This is a genomic window from Bacillus solimangrovi (assembly GCF_001742425.1).
Taxonomy (GTDB): Bacteria; Bacillota; Bacilli; order Bacillales; family Bacillaceae_N; genus Bacillus_AV; species Bacillus_AV solimangrovi.
The window spans coordinates 151,269-173,738 of the sequence record NZ_MJEH01000011.1 but is presented as its reverse complement, the minus strand read 5'-3'; the positions used below and the strand labels follow the sequence as shown (position 1 = coordinate 173,738).

The 22,470-nt window shown below is 34.4% G+C and carries 18 protein-coding genes; 12 read left to right on the top strand and 6 right to left on the bottom strand.

Annotation, left to right across the window (positions count from 1 at the left end):
* The first annotated feature begins 50 nt into the window (after window positions 1-50).
* The 3 genes from BFG57_RS05540 to BFG57_RS05530 all read left to right on the top strand — a co-directional run bounded on the left by BFG57_RS05540 (window position 51) and on the right by BFG57_RS05530 (window position 5,215).
* On the top strand, window positions 51-1,925 hold the full coding sequence (locus BFG57_RS05540; RefSeq protein WP_069716475.1) for a M4 family metallopeptidase: 1,875 nt from the start codon (window positions 51-53) through the stop codon (window positions 1,923-1,925).
* A gap of 366 nt (window positions 1,926-2,291) precedes the next feature.
* A complete protein-coding gene (locus tag BFG57_RS05535) occupies window positions 2,292-3,884 on the top strand; it encodes a M4 family metallopeptidase (RefSeq protein ID WP_069716474.1) in 1,593 nt (530 codons plus the stop codon).
* A 20-nt stretch (window positions 3,885-3,904) separates the two neighbouring features.
* Window positions 3,905-5,215: an esterase/lipase family protein gene (locus BFG57_RS05530; protein WP_217627917.1), complete on the top strand. Its 1,311-nt coding sequence runs from the start codon at window positions 3,905-3,907 to the stop codon at window positions 5,213-5,215.
* 378 nt (window positions 5,216-5,593) lie between these two features.
* On the opposite strand, the gene BFG57_RS05525 is transcribed toward BFG57_RS05530, so the two are convergent.
* A complete protein-coding gene (locus tag BFG57_RS05525; RefSeq protein WP_069716560.1) occupies window positions 5,594-6,139 on the bottom strand; it encodes a pyridoxamine 5'-phosphate oxidase family protein in 546 nt (181 codons plus the stop codon).
* 125 nt (window positions 6,140-6,264) lie between these two features.
* Here BFG57_RS05525 and pdxR point away from each other — a divergent pair, with 125 nt between their 5' ends.
* Together pdxR and BFG57_RS05515 are read left to right on the top strand one after the other, a co-directional pair.
* On the top strand, window positions 6,265-7,677 hold the full coding sequence (gene pdxR, locus BFG57_RS05520) for a MocR-like pyridoxine biosynthesis transcription factor PdxR (protein WP_069716473.1): 1,413 nt from the start codon (window positions 6,265-6,267) through the stop codon (window positions 7,675-7,677).
* Window positions 7,678-7,744: 67 nt separating this feature from the next.
* Complete coding sequence (locus tag BFG57_RS05515) at window positions 7,745-8,527, top strand: class I SAM-dependent methyltransferase (RefSeq protein ID WP_069716559.1); 783 nt, start codon at window positions 7,745-7,747, stop codon at window positions 8,525-8,527.
* Between the two features lie 177 nt (window positions 8,528-8,704).
* Here BFG57_RS05515 and BFG57_RS05510 read toward each other — a convergent pair whose 3' ends face one another.
* Window positions 8,705-9,979 (bottom strand): APC family permease, encoded by a 1,275-nt coding sequence (locus BFG57_RS05510; protein WP_069716472.1) that lies wholly within the window; start codon window positions 9,977-9,979, stop codon window positions 8,705-8,707.
* A 96-nt stretch (window positions 9,980-10,075) separates the two neighbouring features.
* Here BFG57_RS05510 and BFG57_RS05505 point away from each other — a divergent pair, with 96 nt between their 5' ends.
* The 4 genes from BFG57_RS05505 to BFG57_RS05490 all read left to right on the top strand — a co-directional run bounded on the left by BFG57_RS05505 (window position 10,076) and on the right by BFG57_RS05490 (window position 13,399).
* Window positions 10,076-10,969 carry a LysR family transcriptional regulator gene (locus tag BFG57_RS05505; protein ID WP_069716471.1) on the top strand — a complete coding sequence of 298 codons (894 nt, stop codon included), beginning with the start codon at window positions 10,076-10,078 and terminating at the stop codon, window positions 10,967-10,969.
* A 183-nt stretch (window positions 10,970-11,152) separates the two neighbouring features.
* Window positions 11,153-11,509, top strand: a complete 357-nt coding sequence (locus BFG57_RS05500) for a DUF6176 family protein (protein ID WP_069716470.1) — start codon at window positions 11,153-11,155, stop codon at window positions 11,507-11,509.
* A gap of 171 nt (window positions 11,510-11,680) precedes the next feature.
* Entirely contained in the window at window positions 11,681-12,229 is a 549-nt protein-coding gene (locus BFG57_RS05495; RefSeq protein ID WP_069716469.1) for a hypothetical protein, read from the top strand.
* Window positions 12,230-12,415: 186 nt separating this feature from the next.
* Entirely contained in the window at window positions 12,416-13,399 is a 984-nt protein-coding gene (locus tag BFG57_RS05490) for a ketoacyl-ACP synthase III (RefSeq protein ID WP_069716468.1), read from the top strand.
* A 149-nt stretch (window positions 13,400-13,548) separates the two neighbouring features.
* Here the strand turns inward: BFG57_RS05490 and BFG57_RS05485 are convergent, their stop codons facing one another.
* A complete protein-coding gene (locus tag BFG57_RS05485; protein ID WP_069716467.1) occupies window positions 13,549-16,554 on the bottom strand; it encodes a glycosyl hydrolase in 3,006 nt (1,001 codons plus the stop codon).
* Between the two features lie 273 nt (window positions 16,555-16,827).
* On the opposite strand from BFG57_RS05485, the gene BFG57_RS05480 reads away from it, so the two are divergent.
* Entirely contained in the window at window positions 16,828-17,577 is a 750-nt protein-coding gene (locus tag BFG57_RS05480) for a DUF4184 family protein (protein WP_069716466.1), read from the top strand.
* A gap of 210 nt (window positions 17,578-17,787) precedes the next feature.
* Here the strand turns inward: BFG57_RS05480 and BFG57_RS05475 are convergent, their stop codons facing one another.
* Window positions 17,788-18,303 carry a GNAT family N-acetyltransferase gene (locus BFG57_RS05475; protein ID WP_069716465.1) on the bottom strand — a complete coding sequence of 172 codons (516 nt, stop codon included), beginning with the start codon at window positions 18,301-18,303 and terminating at the stop codon, window positions 17,788-17,790.
* Window positions 18,304-18,604: 301 nt separating this feature from the next.
* Between BFG57_RS05475 and BFG57_RS05470 the strand changes: the two genes are divergently transcribed.
* Window positions 18,605-19,198 carry a bifunctional transcriptional activator/DNA repair enzyme AdaA gene (locus tag BFG57_RS05470; RefSeq protein ID WP_069716558.1) on the top strand — a complete coding sequence of 198 codons (594 nt, stop codon included), beginning with the start codon at window positions 18,605-18,607 and terminating at the stop codon, window positions 19,196-19,198.
* 225 nt (window positions 19,199-19,423) lie between these two features.
* Here BFG57_RS05470 and BFG57_RS05465 read toward each other — a convergent pair whose 3' ends face one another.
* A complete protein-coding gene (locus BFG57_RS05465; protein WP_069716464.1) occupies window positions 19,424-20,050 on the bottom strand; it encodes a flavin reductase family protein in 627 nt (208 codons plus the stop codon).
* A 366-nt stretch (window positions 20,051-20,416) separates the two neighbouring features.
* On the opposite strand from BFG57_RS05465, the gene map reads away from it, so the two are divergent.
* Window positions 20,417-21,163: a type I methionyl aminopeptidase gene (gene map, locus BFG57_RS05460; RefSeq protein WP_069716463.1), complete on the top strand. Its 747-nt coding sequence runs from the start codon at window positions 20,417-20,419 to the stop codon at window positions 21,161-21,163.
* A gap of 174 nt (window positions 21,164-21,337) precedes the next feature.
* On the opposite strand, the gene BFG57_RS05455 is transcribed toward map, so the two are convergent.
* Window positions 21,338-22,309 carry a helix-turn-helix transcriptional regulator gene (locus tag BFG57_RS05455; RefSeq protein ID WP_069716462.1) on the bottom strand — a complete coding sequence of 324 codons (972 nt, stop codon included), beginning with the start codon at window positions 22,307-22,309 and terminating at the stop codon, window positions 21,338-21,340.
* Between the last annotated feature and the right edge of the window lie 161 nt (window positions 22,310-22,470).

Sequence of the window (22,470 nt, the reverse complement as noted above, 5' to 3'; positions counted from 1 at the left end):
TTTTGTAATGTTGTTACAATAAGTCATATATTCGAAAGGGAGTTGATAGTGTGAAAAGGAATTGGAAGAAAAAATTGGGTACAGTTGCATTGAGTACAGCTTTATTAACAAGTCAAGCAGCATTTGTTAGTGCTGAAGGCGAACTTAAAGAAGCAGCAGCTCAAGCTCAAGAAGAAGTAGTAACTGAAGAAGTAGTAACTGAAGAAGCAGCAGCTGAAGAAGTAGTAACTGAAGAAGCGGCAGCTGAAGAAGTAGTAACTGAAGAAGAGGCAGCTGAAGAAGTAGTAACTGAAGAAGCAGCAGCTGAAGAAGTAGTAGTTGAAGAAGCAGAAGAAGTTGATTCTGCATGGAAGATCAATTCTCAAACAGGAGCAAAGTGGAAAGTAAAAGAAAAAGGTTCTACATTTATTAAAGGAAACAAAGGTGAAAAAGGACAGAAGGGCAAAAAAGCTAAAAATGGGAAAATTGCAGCACAAAAAGTAAAATCTGAAAGTGACGTTCGTGAGTTTTTCAAAGCAAACAAGGAATTCTTTAAAATGAATTCTGTAGATAAAATGGACTTTATTCAATCAGAGACTGATGATTTAGGTATGACACATTATACTTACCAACCTAATATTCAGGATATCCCAATTGATCAATCGAAAGTAATTGTTCACGTAAATGAAGCTGGTGAGATTGTTGCAGTTAATGGTGAATTCCATCCAGAAGCACCAAAAAAGGTTAAACAATCAAAAGAAATATCTAAGAAAGATGCGAGAGAAACAGCATGGGATCACATCAATATCGATCGCGCAGAAGCTGATATTACAGTAAATAATTTAGAAGGTAATGATTTTGACACATTAACTGAAACTACTGAACTAGTTGTATTCCATGATGATGGAGAATACACGTTGGCTTATCATGTAGAACTACAATTTTCAATTCCTGAACCAGGAAACTGGGATATTTGGGTAAATGCTGAAAATGGCGATGTTCTACAAGCTACGAATAAAGTAAAAGAAGTTGCTTCTACTGGAACGGGAACAGGTGTATTAGGTGATACAAAATCTTTAAATACTTTCCTATACAATAATACGTATTACTTATTCGATACAACAAAACCAATGGATGGTGTTATTCAGACGTTTGATTTATTTGGTGGTGGACAATTCAATTTACCGGGTTCTTATGTAACAGATACTGGTAATACGTTTGTTGACGAGCGTCAAAAAGCAGCAGTAGATGCACATTACTATGCTGGTGAAGTATTTGATTACTATTACGATACATTTGGTCGTGAAAGTTACGATGACCGTGGAGCAGATATTACATCAAGTGTTCATTATGGATCAAATTACAATAACGCTGGATGGACAGGTAATCAAATGATTTACGGTGATGGTGATGGCTCATTATTCACATATTTATCAGGATCAAAAGATGTAGTTGGACACGAATTAACACATGCGGTTATTGATACAACTGCTGACCTAGTATATGAAAATCAACCAGGTGCACTAAACGAGTCCTTTGCAGATGTCTTTGGTTACTTCGTTGATGATGAAGATTGGTTATTAGGTGAGGATATTTACACTCCTAACAGAAGTGGCGATGCACTACGAAGCTTATCAGACCCAACTGATTATAACCAACCTGCTCACATGGATAACTTTAGAGTATTACCGAACACTAGAGAAGGAGACTGGGGTGGCGTTCACATCAATAGTGGTATCCCGAACAAAGCTGCTTACCATACAATCAATGCAATTGGTAAATCTAAGGCAGAGCAAATTTATTACCGTGCTCTAACTGTTTACTTAACTCCTTATAGTGAATTTGACAATGCACGTGCAGCATTAATCCAATCTGCAGAAGATTTATATGGATCTAGTACTGCTGATGAAATAGCAGCAGCTTGGGATAGTGTAGGGGTATATTAAGAAGCAGTTTCTATTACTCTAACTATCATTAGTACTTAGATATTGAGAACCTATTAATTGTCGGAAAGTAGCAATGAACGTTAGGTTCTTGGGATTAATTAAAGTGCAGTTGTCGTCATATGGCAACTGCACTTTTTTTATTTTTATATTTTACAAAAATATACTCAATATGTTAATTGTAATCTATTACACCTACGTGTTAACTTAAGAGATTTTTGATTAAGTAAATCAACTTTCATAAGATCAATAATGAATAGCTTGAGCGTAACTTATATTTTAGCAAATGACTAACATGTAGGGATGAGAAAATATTAATCTTAGCACATACAATCGTAATGATTCAAAATGACAACAGGAGTGAATAAAATGAAGAAGAATTGGAAGAAAGCATTTAGTACAGTTGCGTTGAGTACAGTCTTGTTAACGAGCCAAGCTGGATTTGTTGGTGCAGAAGCTAACCCTGATTGGAAGTTGAACTCAGAAGTAGAGTCAATAATGAAAATAGAGTTAAATGGTCCGACGTTTTTAAAAGGAAAACTCACTGATCAAATTGTTACAAATGAAGCCGATATTCGTAAGTTTTTTAAAGTAAATGAAAATCTATTTAAGTTCAATCCCGATACTAAATTAAAGTTTACCTCAGCTGAAACGGATGAACTTGGAATAACACATTATAGTTATCAACCTCAGATCCAAAATATACGAATTGATCAGTCTCGTATACTCGTTCACGTGAATAAGGATGGAGAAATTATTGCGATTAATGGAGAGTTTCATCCAAATGCACCAGATAAAATAAAACAAACAAAAGATATTTCAAAGAAAGATGCTAAGCAAGTAGCATGGGATTATATTAACATCGATCGAGAAAAAGCTAATAACACTGTAGAGTTATTAAATGATGAAGAATTTGAATCTCTAAAAGAGTCTACTGAATTAGTTATTTATCATGAGAATGGAGCTTACTTACTCACTTATCATGTACAACTTCAATTTGCATATCCTTCCCCTGGAAACTGGGATATATGGGTAAATGCTGAGAATGGAGAAATTATCGAAGCTGAGAATAATGTTCATGAAGTTATGGGGACAGGTGTCGGTGTATTAGGGGATACGAAATCAATTAATACATATGAAAATAAAAATTCTTATATCTTATATGATACGACAAAGCCAATGAATGGTGCTATTTCTACATTTGATATTCGCAATCAAACATCTAATTTGCCGGGTGAATATGTAGCAGATCGTGATAACGTATTTGATGATGAGCGTCAGAGGGCTGCAGTAGATGCTCATTATTACGCTGGTGAAGTTTTTGATTATTATTATGATACGTTTGGAAGAGTAAGTTATGATAATCAAGGTTCTGATATCATTTCGACGGTTCATTATGGAAACTCTTTCTATAATGCAATATGGAATGGTAATCAAATGCTCTATGGTGATGGAGATGGAATCACATATACCGATTTTTCAAGTGCAGATGATGTAGTTGGACACGAATTAACACATGCTGTGATTGATTCAACTGCTGATTTTGGGTATCAAGGTCAAACTGGTGCATTAAATGAGTCCTTTGCTGATGTTTTTGGTTATTTTGTAGATAATGAAGATTGGTTATTAGGTGAAGATCTGTTTGTTAAGGGTGGTGCAATTCGAAGCTTTTCTGATCCTACTCAACTAGGTCAACCTGATCATATGGACGACTATGTAAGCAATGGAGGAGCGCACACGAATAGTGGTATTCCGAATAAAGCTGCTTACATTACAATTAATGCTATAGGACAAGCCAAAGCTGAACAAGTCTATTACAGAGCTCTTACAATCTATTTAACTCCTAATAGTGACTTTGCATATGCTCGTCAATCATTGATTCAGGCAGCAGAAGATCTATACGGAACGAGTGTTGCAGATGAAGTAAGGGTAGCTTGGGATAACGTTGGCGTATATGAATAATATGGAGAGTGATGGAGAACATGAAGAAGCTATTCTTTTTATGGATAGTTGTATCGATGAGTTTGTTAGGTCCATTCAATGCTTCAGCTCAAGAATCTTCAGTGCCAAATGCAAGTGAATTAAGTAATCAAGAACCGTTAACACAAAATCTACTCCATACTAAATCTCTCAGTTCTCGTGCAAACGATTATCCGATAATATTAGTACACGGATTAGTTGGTTGGGGACGTGATGAGTTTTTAGGTTATCGATATTGGGGAGGACTAATTGATATTGAAGATGATTTAAATGATTACGGTTATGAAACGCATACTGCGGCTGTTGGTCCATTTTCAAGTAATTGGGATCGAGCGAGTGAGCTATATGCACAAATAAAAGGTGGTACCGTAGATTATGGGGAAGCCCATTCTAAAGAGCATGGTCATGATCGCTACGGTAGAACTTATGAAGGTTTCTATCCAGAATGGGGAGAAATGAATCCAGAAACGGGTGAAATAAACAAGGTTCATTTAGTAGGTCATAGTCTAGGTGGACAAACCATTCGTGTCTTAACACAACTTTTAGCAGAAGGTAATATACAAGAACAAGAATTGACAGAACTTGAGCAATTGTCTCCGCTTTTTGATAGTGAACAAGAATCGTTAGTTAGTAGTGTATTTACTATTTCTTCTCCACATGATGGATCTTCAGCAACTAGATTAGTAGATGGATTGTTTCCAATGACGAAAGACATCATTGCTTTAGCTGCAAGTTCGGCGGGAAACACAGATAGTATCCTGTATGATTTTAAACTCGATCAATGGGGATTAAAAAGAGGTGTAGATGAATCTTTTGAGGATTATGCTGAAAAAGTTTACAATAGTTCAATTTGGTATGATACGAAAGATACAGCTGAGTGGGATACTAGTCCAGAAGGGGCAATGGAGCTTAATAGTTGGGTAGGAGCTCAAGAAGATACATATTATTTTTCTGTATCAACAGAGCAATCATATGAATCCATTTGGTCAGGGCATCATAAACCAGAGTTATTTATGAACCCAATATTTTATTTAACTAGTAGTTTTCTAGGTGGATATTCTGAAAGTGGTGATATTAATATCAATCATGACTGGTGGGAAAATGATGGTGTAGTGAATACAAATTCCATGGATGGTCCTACATTGGGTTCTTCCGATGAGATAGTATATTATAATGGGAATCCTCAAAAGGGTACTTGGAATCATATAGGAGAGTTTCACTCAGTAGACCATCTTGATATTATCGGAATTGGTCTATATGATGTTCGTGATTGGTACCGTTCTGTGGCAGATTTGCTTGGTTCATTACAATAAAATGTAAGTATGGGCAAATAATAAATAGAGCTTTGGTGATATTCAGTAATTATAAAATGTTTACTTGAAAGAAATACAGTTGTCAAGTAATTACAACTGTATTTCTTTGTTCGTAAATTAATTATTATAGAAGAAACTGGGGTAAATCAATTTAAAGGACCTTTAAATTTATCGACTTATTTGACTAAGTGTCTAGAGTTTGATGCTGTTATTAATTGTGCTACCTGAATAAAGCCAAGAAGCTAATTTCTATCCAATTATTTTTCTCATATACAAGTGTCATGTATTAGTTTATTTAAACTTTGATAATCAAAGTTCGTTACTACTAATTTAGAATCATTGATTTTTAGTTTTTTGTTACAATTGATATTGAGAGTATTATTTCGCTTTTATATCTTGTTCTCTCGTACGTCCAGGGTAAAATCGTTTATCATCAAGTAATTTGTTCTCTTTTGCAGTAAGATGATCTGCATGTAACCGATAGAAGACGGTTTTGCTATTTCTTGAAGAACGGTATGAAGATACATGATGTTGTGAAAGTGGTTCACTAAAGTAACCTGGAACATACTTATCAAGCATAACTTGCATTGCGTTTGTTGATTCTTCAACATCGTCTACGATTTCTAAATTACCAAAAATCATGACACTAAAATAGCCTGTACTCGTATGTGCTGGAATCGGATCGGTAATTGTTCCTTGATCTTCAGCTATTGTAAAGCATGCATTCGGGTTTTCTTCAAGAATTCTTTGTTTTCTCCCTTCTTCAGCCCCATGAAAATATATGCAGTTATTTAACCAGACGAAATTGAAAGGCACGACATATGGCATTTGTCCATCAACGAGCCCCAAATAACCTGTTTTCATTCGTTGACAAAATTCATTAACTCTTTCCATATCAGTACACTGGTTTTGATCTCTTCTCATTGTATACAATTAAAATCCTCCTTTTCTTTTGTTAGTTGAATGAGTAAAATTATTGTATTAACAATCTGACTATTCGAAAAGGTACAGTTTTGATATTTATATAGGGGATAGATTGGGAGGGTAGGATGCTAGAAATAACATTAACGTTGGAGCATAAAGGTTATAAACCTATTTATATTCAAGTATACGAGTATTTTAAGAATGAAATTGAAACAGGTCGAATACCACCAAAATCAAAGCTTCCTTCAATTCGTGGTTTAGCTGAGCACTTGTGTATTAGTCGAAATACTATTGAAAATGCATATCAACAATTGATAACAGAAGGGTATGTTCATAGTGAGCCGAGAAAGAGGTTAATAGTTAACGATATTGATAATGCGTTGCTCTCACAGCTTCATTCATCCCAATTACAAACAAATGATGTGAAAGAGCATCGAGTAGAACGATTCTTGTACGATTTTCGATATGGAAATGTCGACCTAGACAACATCCCTCATACGTTATGGAAAAGACAAATGAATGAAGTGTTAGCAATGGATGATGAACACCTTATTTTCTATGGTAATAAGAAGGGGGACCTTCAGTTACGTCAGCAGTTGGCACACTATTTATTTCAATCCAGAGGCATTTCATGTACTGCTGATGAGGTTATTATTGGAGCGGGAATGTATCAGTTGTTAAGTATAATAAGTCAAATGTTTTTGAGAATGCTTGACACGGTTGCAGTTGAAAACCCTTGTTATGACGGAGCACGCAGAGTATTCATCAATCATGGATTTACGATTCAATCAGTTCCACTTGAAAGTGATGGTCTTAGTATTGCTCAATTAGAAAAAGGTAGTGCCAAAGCTGTTTATGTTACTCCTTCACACCAATTTCCTATGGGCATGATTTTACCTATTCAAAAAAGGCTAAGCCTGTTAAAGTGGGCGAGTGAAAATGACAGCTTCATTATTGAGGATGATTATGATAGTGAATTTCGTTATCAAGGAAAACCAATTCCAGCATTGAAGGCTTTAGATCGTAATGAACGAGTTATTTACATAGGAACATTTTCAAAATCATTCATGCCATCAATTCGAGTGAATTATATGGTGTTGCCAAAAAGATTACTGAACATCTATGATACTCATTTTGCAACTTACAATCAACCTGTTGCAACGATAATTCAAAGAACGCTTGCACAATTGCTGGAGAAAGGAATTTTTGAACGGCATATTCGAAAAATGCGCAAAATCTACTCCCAAAAACATACTGTACTCATTGAAGCGATAAAACAGTATATGGGTGAATATGTACATATACAAGGAACCCAAGCAGGTCTACACGTCATTATTCGTATTGAGAATCAAGATGAAGAAAAGCTACTAGACAGAGCATTAGCGTCAGGGATTAACATTTATTCAGCAGATAAATATTGGATGGAACGCCCTAAAGATAATGCGGCTTATTTCTTATTAGGGTTTGGTGAGTTGTCACACCATGACATTGTTGAGGGGATTAAGAAGTTGAGCTACGTTTGGTTTGATGGTGAATAGGACAGTTAGAATACAATTGTGTAATGAATAACATTAATGATTATTAGAATAGGAGCGATATTAAGTGATGAATATAATAAAACAAAATCAGAGCGCTTGGGATAAGAAAGTTGAAGATGGAGCTGTATATACTCAAGCAGTTTCTAAAGAAATAATTGAAAAAAGTAAATCTGGTGAATGGGAAATAACGGTTACAGCAGGCAAACCAGTTCCACGGGATTGGTTTCCTGATTCGTTGAAAGGATTAAAAATTCTTTGTTTAGCATCTGGTGGTGGACAACAGGGACCAGTTTTAGCTGCAGCAGGTGCTGAGGTAACAGTTGTTGATCTATCCAAAAAGCAACTAGAGAAGGATGAATATGTCGCAAAAAGAGAACGCTTAAACCTTAAAACTGTTCACGGTAACATGTCAGATTTGTCTACTTTTGACGATGAAGCTTTCGATATAATTGTCCATCCTGTTGCCAATTTATTTGTTGATGATCTTTCTCCTGTTTGGATGAAAATGTCTAGAGTACTAAAAGATAAAGGAGTGCTGATTTCTGGTTTCACTAATCCACTGCTATTTATCTTTGATGATGAAGAGGATCAGAAAGGAAATTTAGTCGTGAAAAATTCGATTCCATCTTGTTCATTGGACAATTTAACAGAAGAAGAATTGCAAAAATATATTAGCTCAAATCATACAGTTGAATATGGACATACACTAGAAGATCAAATTCAAGGACAAGTTGATGCTGGTTTCGTAATTGCTGGATTATATGAGGACGATTTTGGAGGGAGAAGACCGTTAGATAAGTATATAAAATGTTTTATTGCCACAAAGGCATTGAAAATGAAGGTTAATTAAATAGTAGTTTGAAAAGTTGGATGATTAAAATATAACAAAACTGCTCAGAGAGAATTAGAGCAGTTTTGTTTGTATGTTGATAAGTATAGATTACAAAATGAATGTATTAATCGTATACATAACTACGTGAATGGTTCAGTTCATGATGAAGTAATAAATTAATCTATCAATTCCAAATTAAAATGGGTTATATAAAGTTTTTTCACGCTTGTTAAAATTGCGGCTCTCAGCATTAAATTTCACTTGCTTATAAATAAATCCAACTGTCATTAATGCAATCACGATTAACATAATAGGTGAAGAGAATAACAAGAATCCGAGCAAGATTATGATCATTAGGCCAGTCGATATTTTTACGATCTTCTGATCAAATAGTTTGATTGCTGCTAGCATCGTTACTAATACGTTGCTAATAAAGAAACCATCAGCAAGTGCAACGATTTGTGTAACATTAATCCACTCCATGAAAATCAGGAAAAATACAAATAAGTGAGAAATACTTATCGCAAGAATACCACCTAATGGAACATTGTTTTTCGTACGATAGCCTAACTTTTTAGGAAGTACATTTTCAATCGCTAATGAATTAATTAGTCTTGCTGCAGCTCCAATAAATAAAATGACAGAAGTCAAACATAAAGCAGGTGCTATTACACCAATTATGAAACTAGTGGATGTACCAAAAACAGGTGTTAAAATTGTTGCTATAGTTAATTGTGAATCGCCTCCTATATGTGGCGGATTTGACCATTGAATCGCCGCAGCTACTACTAAACATACGACCGTAATGATTAATGCACTAAAGCCAACAGCTTTCGGAACAGTTTTCTTAATGTTTTTGACTTCATTACTATAGTTACCAATTACTTCCCAGCCTACTATTGTCCAAAATAGTAATAACAAGCTGTAACCGAAGTTAGAGGAATCAAAACTCGTTGTTATTAGCTCTGCCTTCGGGTATTGAACCAATGAAGTAACTCCACCAGTAAATAATAATAGTGCAGAAACGGAAGATAATACGAAAGCAATTTTCCCAACGAATGATACTTTCATTAATAGGATTAAAATCGTAATGCCCATTAAAAGAAAAGCGATTGATTCCGTTGATAAGAAATCATTCAAAGGAATAAATTGAGCAGCTGTCATCAATACTGCAAGAGGTCCAAATGCCACAGCTCCTATTAAGAAGAAGGAAGCTAAATATTTAATGTATTTTCCGAATACAACTTCAATCGCCTGGGTCACGCCGGAATCACCAGGATATCTGATGCTTAGTTGACCAAATAAGAAAGCGAAGAACCAATTAATCAACATGATTGTAGTCCATGACACAATGGCATAATCTCCTGCTACATCATATATAATTGGTGGCAATAAAATAATGCCTGATCCTAAGATTGGACCGATAATAAGACCACTTAATTGTAATGCATTTAATTTCTTTTCATTCATGAATATCACCTCGTAAAATATATATTACTATGGACTGTATTATCAACGTTAGCTATAATTTTTGATAGTAACTATCAAAAAAGGTGATGATTAGAAATGGATATTGATTATTATCGTACTTTTGTTGAGGTTGTAAAATGGAAAAACTATACTAAAGCAGCAGAACAGTTAGGGTATGCTCAATCGAGTGTAACTACTCAAATGAAAAAGATCGAAGCGGCTTACGGTGTACAAATATTTGAAAGATTAGGAAGAGGTATGCATTTAACGCATTCTGGAGAACAGTTGTATCAATATGTTTTGAAAATCATAGCTTTAGAGGATGAGGCGAGGCAACGGTTAAAATCAACAAAGCAATTAAATGGAACACTATCCATAGGTACGGTTGAATCATTAGCTACGTTTGAACTCGTGAAACATTTTCAAACCTTTCATGAAAAACACCCACAAATTAAATTTCTCGTGCAGTCAAATATGTGTACACAATTGTATCAAGGTGTCTTAAATGGTACATATGATGTAGCAATTGTTATGGATCGTAAATATTTACACGAAGACCTTAGAAAAGTAGTGTTGCGGAAGGAAGAAATGGTACTAGTCGGCTGTAAAGATCATCCACTCTCAAAAAAACAAGAGGTTACTGTAACCGATTTACAAGATGAGACAATGATCTATACAGAAAAAGGATGCTCATACCGAACGATGTTAGAAGAGGCTTACCGAAGAGAAGGAGTTATTTGTGGTTCATCATTAGAATTTAACGGTATTGAAGCGATAAAAAAATGCGTTCATTCAGGTTTAGGTGTATCGTTATTACCGAAAATTACAGTTCAAAAGGAAATTGATGAAGGTAGCTTATCTCTCATTCCATTAAATGAACCAAATATTGAAGTTTACGTGCAACTCGTTCTACACAATCGTAAGTGGATGTCACCAGCTATGAACGAATTCATCGCATTGCTAAATCCTAGCTTAATAGTAGAACAGTAATAAATCGTCTAAAAATGAAAGAGTTAAGTATCAATTAAAGATATAACAACATAGGAGCATAATGTATATGCTTACTAGACTTGAAAACTAAAATTTTAATTGTTAATTATTTATAGAAAATAGTGGGATAAATGGAATTGTGTTATATTGAAATAAATATTAATTGATTGTGAGGCATAGAGAATGGAAGTAAGATTAACTAAATATCGCATTAAAGAAGGTAAATCAAAGCGTGTAGATGAGTGGATGGATATGTTAAACGAAAACATGGATAAAGTGCTTATCATATTAAAAAATGAAAACTTGTACGTCGAAACGATGTTTCGTGAAAAAAGTTCTGATGGGGAATTTTTATATTGGTATGCAATAAAAGGCAGGGAAGTAGAAGTAGAGTTAACAGAAGAAGAAACTAACAATAAAAACGAAATTATCAAAAAACATATGGAGTTTTGGGAAGAATGTATCGTTCCAGAAGAACAACCAGTTATTAATACTGAAGTGGTTATGATCCCTAAAAATATCCAAGAGAAAATGAATTAACTTACATAAGGGAAAAAGTTGTTTTGAAATTTAATTAATAGGTAAAGGTTTAACATTAAGAAGGCTAATTGTTCATTAAGTTTAGTGAATAATTAGTCTTTTGTTTTTTGAAATAGTTGTAAAACTCAGATTGCAAGTAATGGAGATTCAAATAGTGATGGGGGAATAAGTTTGAAAAAGAAACTGATAGGTTTTGTGTTTCTTATTACATTGTCGCTCTTGTTAGTGTACGGAATATTAAATTTAAAAACAATTGAAGTTGAAAAAACTGCAAGTAAAAGCGAACATATAAAAAACATAGCAACAAAAAATATTGATATAAAACAAGCTCAGCAATTAGTTAACTTCAAAATAATAGATATAGAGGAACTTCCGCAAGGGTTTAATCGAAAACAGATAGATGCTGAGGTTCCTCCAGAAGATGTTGGTGGAAGAGAACACTTAACAAGAATAACGTTTTGGTATTCGGATGGAAATGAAAATATGATTGTGTTTGAACAAACAGGTCACAAGATGAAACCTGGGAATGAGAGGAGTAATGAAGAAATAAAAATCGATTACTTAACAGTATATAAAATTGATTGCGATTGTGATAATCGATTTGCTAAGAAAGTGACTTATTATTGGTATGTAGATGATAATTCATATTTTGTAGATATTATTGGGGGTGTTCAAAATGAAATACAAATACTTAAAGTATTAATAGAAAAGACGAAATGATAATCGTAGCGTTTTCATATTGGACTTTTTCAATTTTTTCAGTATGACTTATTAAAGAAAATATCGTTTGATTTTTATATAATTTGGAAGAATTGATTTAATTTTCAGTAATTGACAATTCAAATAGCTATTTTTATACTAGGTACTAATACCAAGTGTTGTATAATTAAAAAGGGGTGAAATCTAGTGGGAAAATCGAAAGCTCGCATCACAGCAATTGGCACCTACGTTCCTCAAAAGAAATTGGTGAATGAGGATTTAGAAAGAATGGTTGATACGAATGATGAATGGATTGTTCAACGGACTGGTATGAAGGAACGAAGGATAACAGGGGACGAAGAATTTGCATCACATTTAGCTTATCATGCGATTGAAAACATGATTGAGAAGTATCAAAAAAATATACAGGATGTTGATTGTATCATTGTTGCTACAACAACCCCAGATTATGCGTTTCCTAGTGTAGCTTGTCAAATTCAAAGTCATTTTAATATAACGAGCACAGCAGCTTTTGATTTAAATGCTACGTGTGCTGGTTTCACGTATGGCTTACATTTGGCAAACAACTTAATTACTTCGGAGGCACATAAAAAAGTATTAGTTGTTGCTACTGAGACGTTATCAAAAGTTACTGATTATGAAGATCGAACGACGTGTATCTTATTTGGTGATGGTGCTGGAGCAATGTTAATGGAATTTGATGAAGAGAGTCCCAGCTTTTTAGCAAGTCATATGGGTACGAACGGAGATGGAGGTATTCACGTTTACCGAACAACCTTTGCAACTACTATGGGTGAAAAACCACTAAATTCCACAGGATTAATGGTACAAAACGGTAGAGAGGTGTATAAATGGGCAGTTCGAACAGTACCTCAAGGAATGGAGCAACTATTATTTAAAGCAGAACAAGATATGGAAGATATTAACTGGTTTATACCACATAGTGCGAATCTAAGGATGGTCGAGTCAATATGTGATAAATCCCAATTCCCTATTGAAAAAACATTAACAAGTATGAAGTATTATGGAAATACATCTTCTGCCTCTATTCCACTTGCATTAAATTTAGGAATAGAAGAAGGGAAGGTTAAGGCCGGAGATACATTATTGCTCTATGGTTTTGGTGGTGGACTCACACATTTAGGGTTGCTTTTGACATGGAATATTTAAATGATTTAAATTCTGAATTTTTAGTCTATTGATATTACTGATGTCTAATTAGCCGATTATATCTTTAAATTGAGGAACACAAAAGCATAGCTACCGTGTTCCTCAATAATCAGATTGAAATAATTTTATGTTCTAAAAATATTAAATGTTTAATGTGTATACTCATAGGAAGGAGAGTCATACGCTAATTCTTCTTTAGCATACGTATAGAAGAATTGAATAGAATCCCCTGCTTGTAAATCAGTTACAACATATTCCCATTTCCCATTGTTTTCAGATGCTTTTACATTTTGTTGGGGGTTCTCATTCACAGTATAGTGAAAGTCAACAAATGTAGATGATCCTGAAGTTGGTGAGAAAATAAATGTGACACTAGAAGGCTCATTTTTTACCATTTCAATTGAAAAATCATCTTCTACAATAACGGTATCATTATCAGTATCACTATCATCATCAATTGGTTCATTAGTGAAAGTAAACCAATTCAAGATACCAAGCCCAGTTTCAGCTTCACTATTGAAAACTAGATATAAGTCGTGAATTCCTGTGGTATTTGATATAGTCGCTGTACTTGTTATCCAATTGTCTAATCCATCAGTATTCGTAAAGTCAATTGTGCCTATCAATTCACCAGATTCGTTATCAAGCCTTAAATCAACTGTTCCTCCAGTTGATTCAGAAGCAAACCTAGCTTCTATTCCTGTTGCTCCACTTCCAAAATCAACATTTTCATATACTAGATAATCGCCATTGTCGATTGAGCTTATGTTTAAATCTCCATCTACATCAGATGTTTGTTCAGTTTCAATTCCATTCATAGAAGTATATAACTCGGCTTCAATTCTTTCAAAAGCATTTATTATGGTGTCATTATCAGGTTGTTCTCCTGAGTCAGTATCGTCGTTACCAATATTAAATTGGTGTGGTTGAACAGTTACTATCGTACCATCTGAGAAAGTTACTGTTTTTTCTGAATTAGTCATATTATATACGACATAGGTTTTTGCATTGTTTTTAGTAAATACTGCATAAATTGGGTAATCAGCTGTTATAGTAGGATCAACATTTCCTAATGCATTTAAATTGTGAATCCAATGATATGTGTTTGCTTTTGTATTCCCACCTTCTGGTACAAACACATTTTTTCTCTCGTTAAACTGGCGAATCGCATCTTCAGGATTCTCGATCGCACGGTACATCCAAACGAGATCCTCCCAAGCATCCCAACTATCTCCACCATTTTCAGATACTAACGCTTCATAATTACGTTTCGTATATTCTGGATATTGTGTTAAATAAAGTGATGCACCTGTGATAGGTAACCAGTTGATGCCATGAACTTCCTCAGGATTATTAGTCCACCAAACAGCATCACCAACTGTTTTTCCTCCCCAAAGCATACTTGCAGTCTCACGAGTAAAGTCTGGATTATGATTTTCACCAGTTACATCAAACCAATATTCATTAATTGCATTCATTTCAGTAGTAAATAAGTAAATACCTAAATCACGAAGCTCCTTATTGTCTGTTGCTTCACCCCATAGAATAATACCAGCCCAAGCATTCATAGCTTCAGATGATGATTCATTGTTGTTTCCATCAAAGAATTTTGCGTGACCAGAAGCCCAAGTATGTCCCGCATACATATCAAAATTCCTTAAGAATGGAAAAACTTCATCATTTCGCTCCATGTTCGCGATATCTTTTATTAAGAGTTCGACCATTTGTCCCCATTGATCATTGCTAGCCCATTCTTTATCAACTCTTGCTATTTCCGCAGCAGCTTTAATAAAGTAACCGTAATGGAAATGGTGATCATTCATTTCTTGAACTGAACCAAAACTGTCTGGATAACCTAAAAGAGTACCCCAATTATCATTGTAATAAAATAAACGTTCTCCATTTAAGTTCCCGCTCGCATCACTTGCAGTTAGCCAATCTTCTAACCCATTTTTCATTTCTTGTCTGAATTGATTCGCTGCATCATTATCATCAACTTGCTCAGCGATTGGAGCGAGTGTCGCAAGTTCACCTAACCGTTTTCCAAAATAATAAGTATCATTAGAAGTATCAACTTCAGTTTGTGCTTCATTTATATAGTTTGTTAACACTGATTTATCGTAAGTTCCTAAGTCAGGTAATGATGGTAATACACCATTAAAAATCAATGTTGTTTTGAATGAATTCCCTTCTGCAACCTTCATCGTTCCACGAACAGAATCAAACGTGTAGTCTAGGAGAGGTTGACTCGTATTCTTCCATTGATGTGGATATAGTGTAAAGATCGTACCTTCGTTAGAGCCCTCTTTTGCTTCTGTTTCAAACATAAACGTTGTTTCTACCTCACTCGTTGCCTCGTTGTATGACCAATCAACCTTTGTGTCAACAACATGTGAGTATGCATACTGCTCAAATTTCTTTAATGTTTCGATTGAATTATCAGGAAGCACAGCTACCGAAAAATAATTCTTTCCGTTTAGATGATTCGTTAATGTTTTTGTGTCCATTCCTGACCATGTTGATCCAGTTGGACCAAACAATGCATAATGACTTCCTTTTTCAGTTGTAATACCTAATACGTTACTATTTTCATCACCATACCAAACTGTAGGAGGAATAGAAGGTAATGTGATCCGTGGCTCTCCTCCTTCATATTCAGCATAGACAAATGGTGAACCGTGACCGTATGTGACATGAAGAGAGCTTTCACCATTTTTATATTCATTCGTGACAAACCAGTCACTAAATTCATCAACTTTTGTATTTTCAAATGAGCTTGTCCCTGTATGACCAAGGACAAAATCATCGATATCATTCATCCAGCCTTTCGTAAATCCTCCTAACCCTTCAATATTGTTACTAGGGTTATAAATTCTAAGTCCAGATGGTTCATTGATCATCGCTAGTGGGTGTGGATATTGAGCGTTCGAATATTGTTCCCAAGCTGTTGAGCTCCACCAATCATTTGTCGGCATTGCTCCTGTTATATTAGGTGTTTTATAGATAGTATCCTGCACATCAGACACACCAACAGGCTTAACTGTTGAATAACTACCAGCACCTAATTCAACTTCTCCAGAAAACGCTTTCACAGATGGGGATAACAATGAACTTGACAGAACTGTTGCTGAAACAATCGTAAGTAACTTATTCATAAACTTCCTCCTCATATATTATAAACCCCTAATTTAATAGGGATATTTATATATATTATTTACATTTTTTGTTATTACAACTATTGTTATGTTTTAAAAGTTTGATAGTTAACTATGTATTTGAGGAGTGGAGATTGAAATAAAATTAAATGTAAGTCAATTGAGGAGGAGGTTATTTAATAGATGATTGATGGTTAACTAAATTTCATAGACATATTAGAAATGTTTGGATAAAATTGTATATGTTATTAATTTAGAGAGAGGATGGTATGGATGCCATTAACCTTTGCCCATCCTGCGGCTATATTACTGTTTCCAAGGAAGAGCAAGTGGGTGAATTTTACTGCACTTGTATTCGGTAGTATGGCACCTGATTTTGAATATTTTCTTAGAGGGCAGCCTTATGGATTATATGGACATACAATTTCAGGATTCTTTTATTTTAATTTGCCATTCGTGATTTTGTTTGCTTACATTTATCATAAGTTAATACACAAAACACTCATGCATCATGTTCCAGTTGTTTTGCAAGATTCCTATATTGATAGGTCAACTAATAATAAGATGGTGAACAGCATTGTTTTTGTTTATTCTGCTATTATAGGCATGTTTACACATGTAATTTGGGATTCGGTTACACATGCGAATGGTTTTATGGTGGTAAAGTTCTCATTCTTATCTAAACAAATAACCCTTTTTCAATTTAGGGTTCCAGTGTACAAGTTCCTTCAACACGGAGGTACTTTATTTGGTTTAGGTATAATCATCTTATATTTGTTTTTTAGAAGTAAGTACTTTGGTCAACGAGATATTACAAAAACAACTAAGCAGAAAATTCACTTTTGGATATCTCTTATTGCTGTAGGAGGCTGTATCATTCTAACTTGGTATGCAATTGATTATGTGCCATTGTTTAATTACGGAATAGCGGTTATGAGATTTTTTGATTCAATGATTATTAGTTTGTTGATTATTTGTGTGTATCATTCGTTAGATGATAAAAAAGTTAAAAAGCAAAGTTAGCTCAGGAAACAGTCTGAAGCAAGCTTTGCTTAGTATGGTAATATAATAAAAATGAGAATTGTGATAATGATTTGTACAACGATAATAAAATTTGATCTCTTCTTTGAATTTCATATGCTCTTCAAGAGAATAAATGTTCCATCGTTCTACTAATTTAAGAGATGTTAAAAAAGTAACAATATCTTATATAGAAAACTTTTAATTCACTTTTTAAGAGCTTGTTAAATTTCGTTTATATCTAAGAGATTTATATCCTTCTTCTTCTGGAAGGCCGTGTGCAGGGTGTTCGCTATCGTATATAAAGCCTACTTTTTCATAAAAAGGTGTTCCTATTAAATTACCTTTAATAACAGAAACATATTGTTGTTTTGCTCCACGTTTGATTTGATCCTCTGTTATAATTGCTAATAAGTTACTGCCTATGCCTTCTCGTTTTCTATTAGGGTTTAAATATATCACATATAACTCAGCTATCTCAGGAGCAACAAATCCCCCTCCACCAGCACCAATAACTTGTCCATTCTCTACCGCAACAAACCAACCGTTCCACTCTTGACTGATGTTTGATAACTCATTTTTAATTCTATTCTCATTGTAATACTCCATTATGATATTTTCTATGTGGTCCATTTGTATCAACTCTGGATATGTATTTCGATATCCATCTGAACAAACTTGAATAATTCCCTTAACATCTTCTAATCTTGCTTTTCTATATTCAATCATTTGACCTATGCCTCCTTTTATAATTGCTTACTTAAGTACTTTCTAGTTATATATATTTTATCATTTGTAATAATTAGAAAAAAATATTCTTGATTTAGAAATTGACAATGCTAATTAAAGCTTAATTTTATAGATACGAGTTTATTAAGGGATATAAGTCATTTTAATACATTGAAAGTTCTGAAATAATACCTTTGTAATCTTGCTCTTCCATTCGTGAAAGGTTACATACATTTACTTAGCGAGGTATACTGATTACCGAGGTGATGTTATGATGGATAAAGTTTTTGAAAAAGAAAATATGATCATTCAAAGGCAGAAAGCTCTTGAGCCAATTGATTGTAGTTTGACAGAAGAAAGGTGGCAAGCTATCGTTTGCAACGATGCCTCCTACGATCATAACTTTTATTATGGAGTGAAAACAACGGGTATTTTTTGCCGTCCATCATGTAAATCAAAAGAGCCGAAACGTCAAAATGTTCGTATATTTTCAAGTGCGGAAATGGCATTATCTGAGGCGTTTCGTCCTTGCAAACGTTGTAAACCAAACGCTTTACGAATGCCAGATGAGGATTGGGTGGTAAGGATAACAGAATATATTGATAAGCATTACGTAGAATCACTTACTTTGGATCTATTGGCTGATATTCATCATGGAAGCCCTTATCATTTACAACGAACTTTCAAACGTATAAAGGGAGTTTCACCGATGACCTATATTCAAAATGTACGTATTTCAAAAGCAATGGAGTTGCTTACAATCACTGAACTATCAATAATCGAAGTCAGTATGGAGGTTGGTATTTCAAGCCCAACACATTTTACAACATTGTTTAAAAAGATAACAGGAAAAACGCCTACAGAATATCGAAAAAGCAATAAAAAACCGAATTAAAGACAAGATTGACTAAATGCTTGATTATAAAGCTACTTGATATACAAGTTGGAGCATAAGTCAATCTTGTTTATTTAAGTGAATGTTACGATTATTCAAACTCTTGTTAAAGTAAAGGTTTTGACGGCCTTAGCAGATTCTTTGTTCCTTTATTTATAAGAGATTTAAAATTCCCCCATATGCAGTTTCCATCAATAATTGTTGACACAAGCCTCCATATTATATTTAGCCTTCACGACTTTTTGCTAAAAAAGGTTCAGCTAGCCTCGAGGGATGTAACTTAGGGCCAAGGCTGAAGAATTCACAGAAATTCATGATTAATGGTTTCCATTTTTCTGGGTCGATATAGTTTTTTTCTCCATCCATTAGAAGTTCTTCATCAACATGTGTATGAACCATCTTTAATTCTATTGCAACAAGTGCGCTCGGTTCATCAAAAGGATGAATATTTTCGACATATGCTTCTAGTTGAATTGGACATTCTTTTACTAAAGGTGCGTTTACTGATCTTGAGTCAATAGGAGAAAGGTTTGCAATTTCAAATTTGTTTCGTTCGTACACATATCCCATATCTTCTTTATAATCAGGTACTGGATTTCTGGCTGTTAATAGTGCTAGTTTATCTACAGAACTTACGAGATCTGCGGATGGCATGTTTAGAACACATTGACGTTCCCTTAATAAGTTTTGAACAGTTTGAGAATTACTGCTCATTCCGATCATACATGATTGATTTAACCACCAAGATGAAGAAATTGGTGTTAGATTTGGTGTGCCGTCCTCATTTCTTGTACTAATCAAAATGACAGGAGTACCAAAGTAAAAAATCTTTGAATCAATTGTTTTATGCATATCAACACTTCCTTTGTATTAATAATGATGATTACAAGCAAATTATATGGTCTTATAGAAGTAAAATCCTTCTAATTCTTGCTTTCTAATTTTTGAATGATGTTTAAGGAACGGGTGAATGGTAGCAACGACTCTACTGCAAACCTTTAGTAGGTTAATGAAAGTTACTTTTGAGAAATAAAATAATACAATTGAATATAGTAGTGTTCAGTGTGGATTCACTGGATTTTCTATTAGATTTCAGGTATTATTTACCACACGGAGAGAAGTTAAAGTTTAGAAAAAACGATAATAAAGTTGATTATGAAAGAGCACTTGTAGATGCGCTTTCTTATTTTTGAATACTAAGAAAAAGGTGTGAAATGATTGATAACGTTAAAATCTAAGAGAGAAATTGATCTTATGCAAAAATCGGGGATGTTATTGGCATCGTGCCATAAGGAAATAGGTAAAATAATTAAACCAGGTATAACAACTTTAGAGATTAATGATTTTGTTGAGAAATATTTGCGAGAACATGGAGCAACACCAGAGCAAAAAGGGTTTAAAGGTTATAAATATGCTACATGCTCATCAATAAACGATGAGATTTGTCATGGATTTCCGAGGCAGGAGCCTTTAAAAGATGGTGACATCGTAACGGTTGATATGGTCGTGAATTTAAATGGAGGATTATCTGATTCAGCTTGGACTTATGCGGTAGGCGAAATTTCTGAAGAGACTCAAAATTTGCTTGACGTGACACGAAAAGCATTGGATAAAGGGATTGAAATGGCATATGCAGGAAATAGAATTGGAGACATTGGATATGCTATTCAATCTTATGTAGAACCTGAAGGGTTCTCTGTTGTAAGAGATTTTGCAGCTCACGGTATTGGACCAACATTACATGAAGAACCACAAATTCCTCACTATGGTGAACAGGGTAAAGGTATACGACTTAAAGAAGGAATGGTTATTACAATTGAACCGATGATAAATGCAGGTAAGTGGCAAAGTAAAATGGATGATAATGGGTGGACTGCTAGAACTGTTGATGGACATTTATCGGCTCAATATGAACATACAATTGCTATAACGAAAAATGGTCCTATAATTTTAACAGAACAATAATATACGGATGATAAAGCTTAAGTGGGAAATGCTTAAGCTTTATCACCTGTCAACTAACGCTATGGATCCAACATTAAAGCTAAGAAAAACAACGAAGTATAAATGGTGTAAAGTTCCAGTTATTACATGATAGGTTCAACTAACCTTAAGTGGTTGATGGAAGTTTTATTTTATTTACAACTCATTTTCCTGTTCATAGAATTGCACGACTGACTTCGCCATCTTATAAATATTTTCTTTTAATGTTACGGGGTGATTGATTTTGATTTGATTGCCAAACCCAAGAATGTATTCTCTCGCTTCTTGTTCTGAGTCAAAGCTCATCGTGATTGGAATCCAACCGTTCTCTAGTTGTGAATCGACTTTTATCGTTTGGATAAACCGTCCAGTAAATGTCAGCCTTTGAATGATAGATGGAGAGGCTTCTACCACGACTTCATATTTTGGCAAACTTCTGATGAACTGTTGTGTTGAATTACTCCAATACGTTGACAAATCAAAGTCGATTGGCCGTGTGAAAGTATCTTCAGTCATCATGACTGAAATCATTCTAGAAGCTCGGTAATTACGGTATTGACCATTTGAAGACGCAACTAAGTACCATTTACTTCCTTTAGCAACTAGCCCCAACGGTTCAACGATACGCTGAGTACACTCTCCATCTGCCTTTTCATATTCGATTTTTAGTTTTTTTTCGTTCCAGATCGCTTGCTGCAGGATCTTGAATGACTCGATCTTTTCAGTAGACTGTTTCCAAGTCGTTGTATCAATATGAATTCGATTCCAAACATCACTCGTCTGTTCCTGTAATGAAATTGGAATTGAGGCAAGTAGTTTTTGACGTGCTTCTTTCCATTCATCTGATAAATTCAGATCATTAAGTAAATGTGATGATGGTGAAATGAATAAGGAGACAAGTTCATTTTCTTTTAGACCAGTCAATTTTGTTCGGTATTGCTCAAGTAACTGCCAACCCCCAGCTTTTCCTCGAACTGCTACTACGGGAATACCTGCCGCACTTAATGCTTCCATATCTCTATGGATCGTTCTTGTATTTACCTCTAACTGTTCTGCTAGTTCTCGTGTCGTTAATTTTCCTCTATTTTGTAATAATAATAAAATGCTAATTAACCTGTCCGCTCGCATATTTAATCCTCCATGATGAAATAATGGGTAATAATGATTTCAGGTGTATCAATGTAAGCTAAAAACTAAATATATAGAAGCTAGGATAGTATTCAAACTTTCCTTTTATTATATGACAAAGGGTGTCATCATTACGCGGTAAACTATGATCATATTACAAG

What these genes read in the sequence shown, in the direction of transcription:
- BFG57_RS05455 (WP_069716462.1), bottom strand. Translation starts at nt 22,309, where the DNA reads ATGCGAGCGGACAGGTTAATTAGCATTTTATTATTATTACAAAATAGA.
- BFG57_RS05525 (WP_069716560.1), bottom strand. Translation starts at nt 6,139, where the DNA reads ATGAGAAGAGATCAAAACCAGTGTACTGATATGGAAAGAGTTAATGAA.
- BFG57_RS05535 (WP_069716474.1), top strand. Translation starts at nt 2,292, where the DNA reads ATGAAGAAGAATTGGAAGAAAGCATTTAGTACAGTTGCGTTGAGTACA.
- BFG57_RS05475 (WP_069716465.1), bottom strand. Translation starts at nt 18,303, where the DNA reads ATGATTGAATATAGAAAAGCAAGATTAGAAGATGTTAAGGGAATTATT.
- BFG57_RS05480 (WP_069716466.1), top strand. Translation starts at nt 16,828, where the DNA reads ATGCCATTAACCTTTGCCCATCCTGCGGCTATATTACTGTTTCCAAGG.
- BFG57_RS05500 (WP_069716470.1), top strand. Translation starts at nt 11,153, where the DNA reads ATGGAAGTAAGATTAACTAAATATCGCATTAAAGAAGGTAAATCAAAG.
- BFG57_RS05505 (WP_069716471.1), top strand. Translation starts at nt 10,076, where the DNA reads ATGGATATTGATTATTATCGTACTTTTGTTGAGGTTGTAAAATGGAAA.
- BFG57_RS05530 (WP_217627917.1), top strand. Translation starts at nt 3,905, where the DNA reads ATGAAGAAGCTATTCTTTTTATGGATAGTTGTATCGATGAGTTTGTTA.
- BFG57_RS05465 (WP_069716464.1), bottom strand. Translation starts at nt 20,050, where the DNA reads ATGCATAAAACAATTGATTCAAAGATTTTTTACTTTGGTACTCCTGTC.
- BFG57_RS05470 (WP_069716558.1), top strand. Translation starts at nt 18,605, where the DNA reads ATGATCATTCAAAGGCAGAAAGCTCTTGAGCCAATTGATTGTAGTTTG.
- BFG57_RS05485 (WP_069716467.1), bottom strand. Translation starts at nt 16,554, where the DNA reads ATGAATAAGTTACTTACGATTGTTTCAGCAACAGTTCTGTCAAGTTCA.
- pdxR (WP_069716473.1), top strand. Translation starts at nt 6,265, where the DNA reads ATGCTAGAAATAACATTAACGTTGGAGCATAAAGGTTATAAACCTATT.
- BFG57_RS05515 (WP_069716559.1), top strand. Translation starts at nt 7,745, where the DNA reads ATGAATATAATAAAACAAAATCAGAGCGCTTGGGATAAGAAAGTTGAA.
- BFG57_RS05510 (WP_069716472.1), bottom strand. Translation starts at nt 9,979, where the DNA reads ATGAATGAAAAGAAATTAAATGCATTACAATTAAGTGGTCTTATTATC.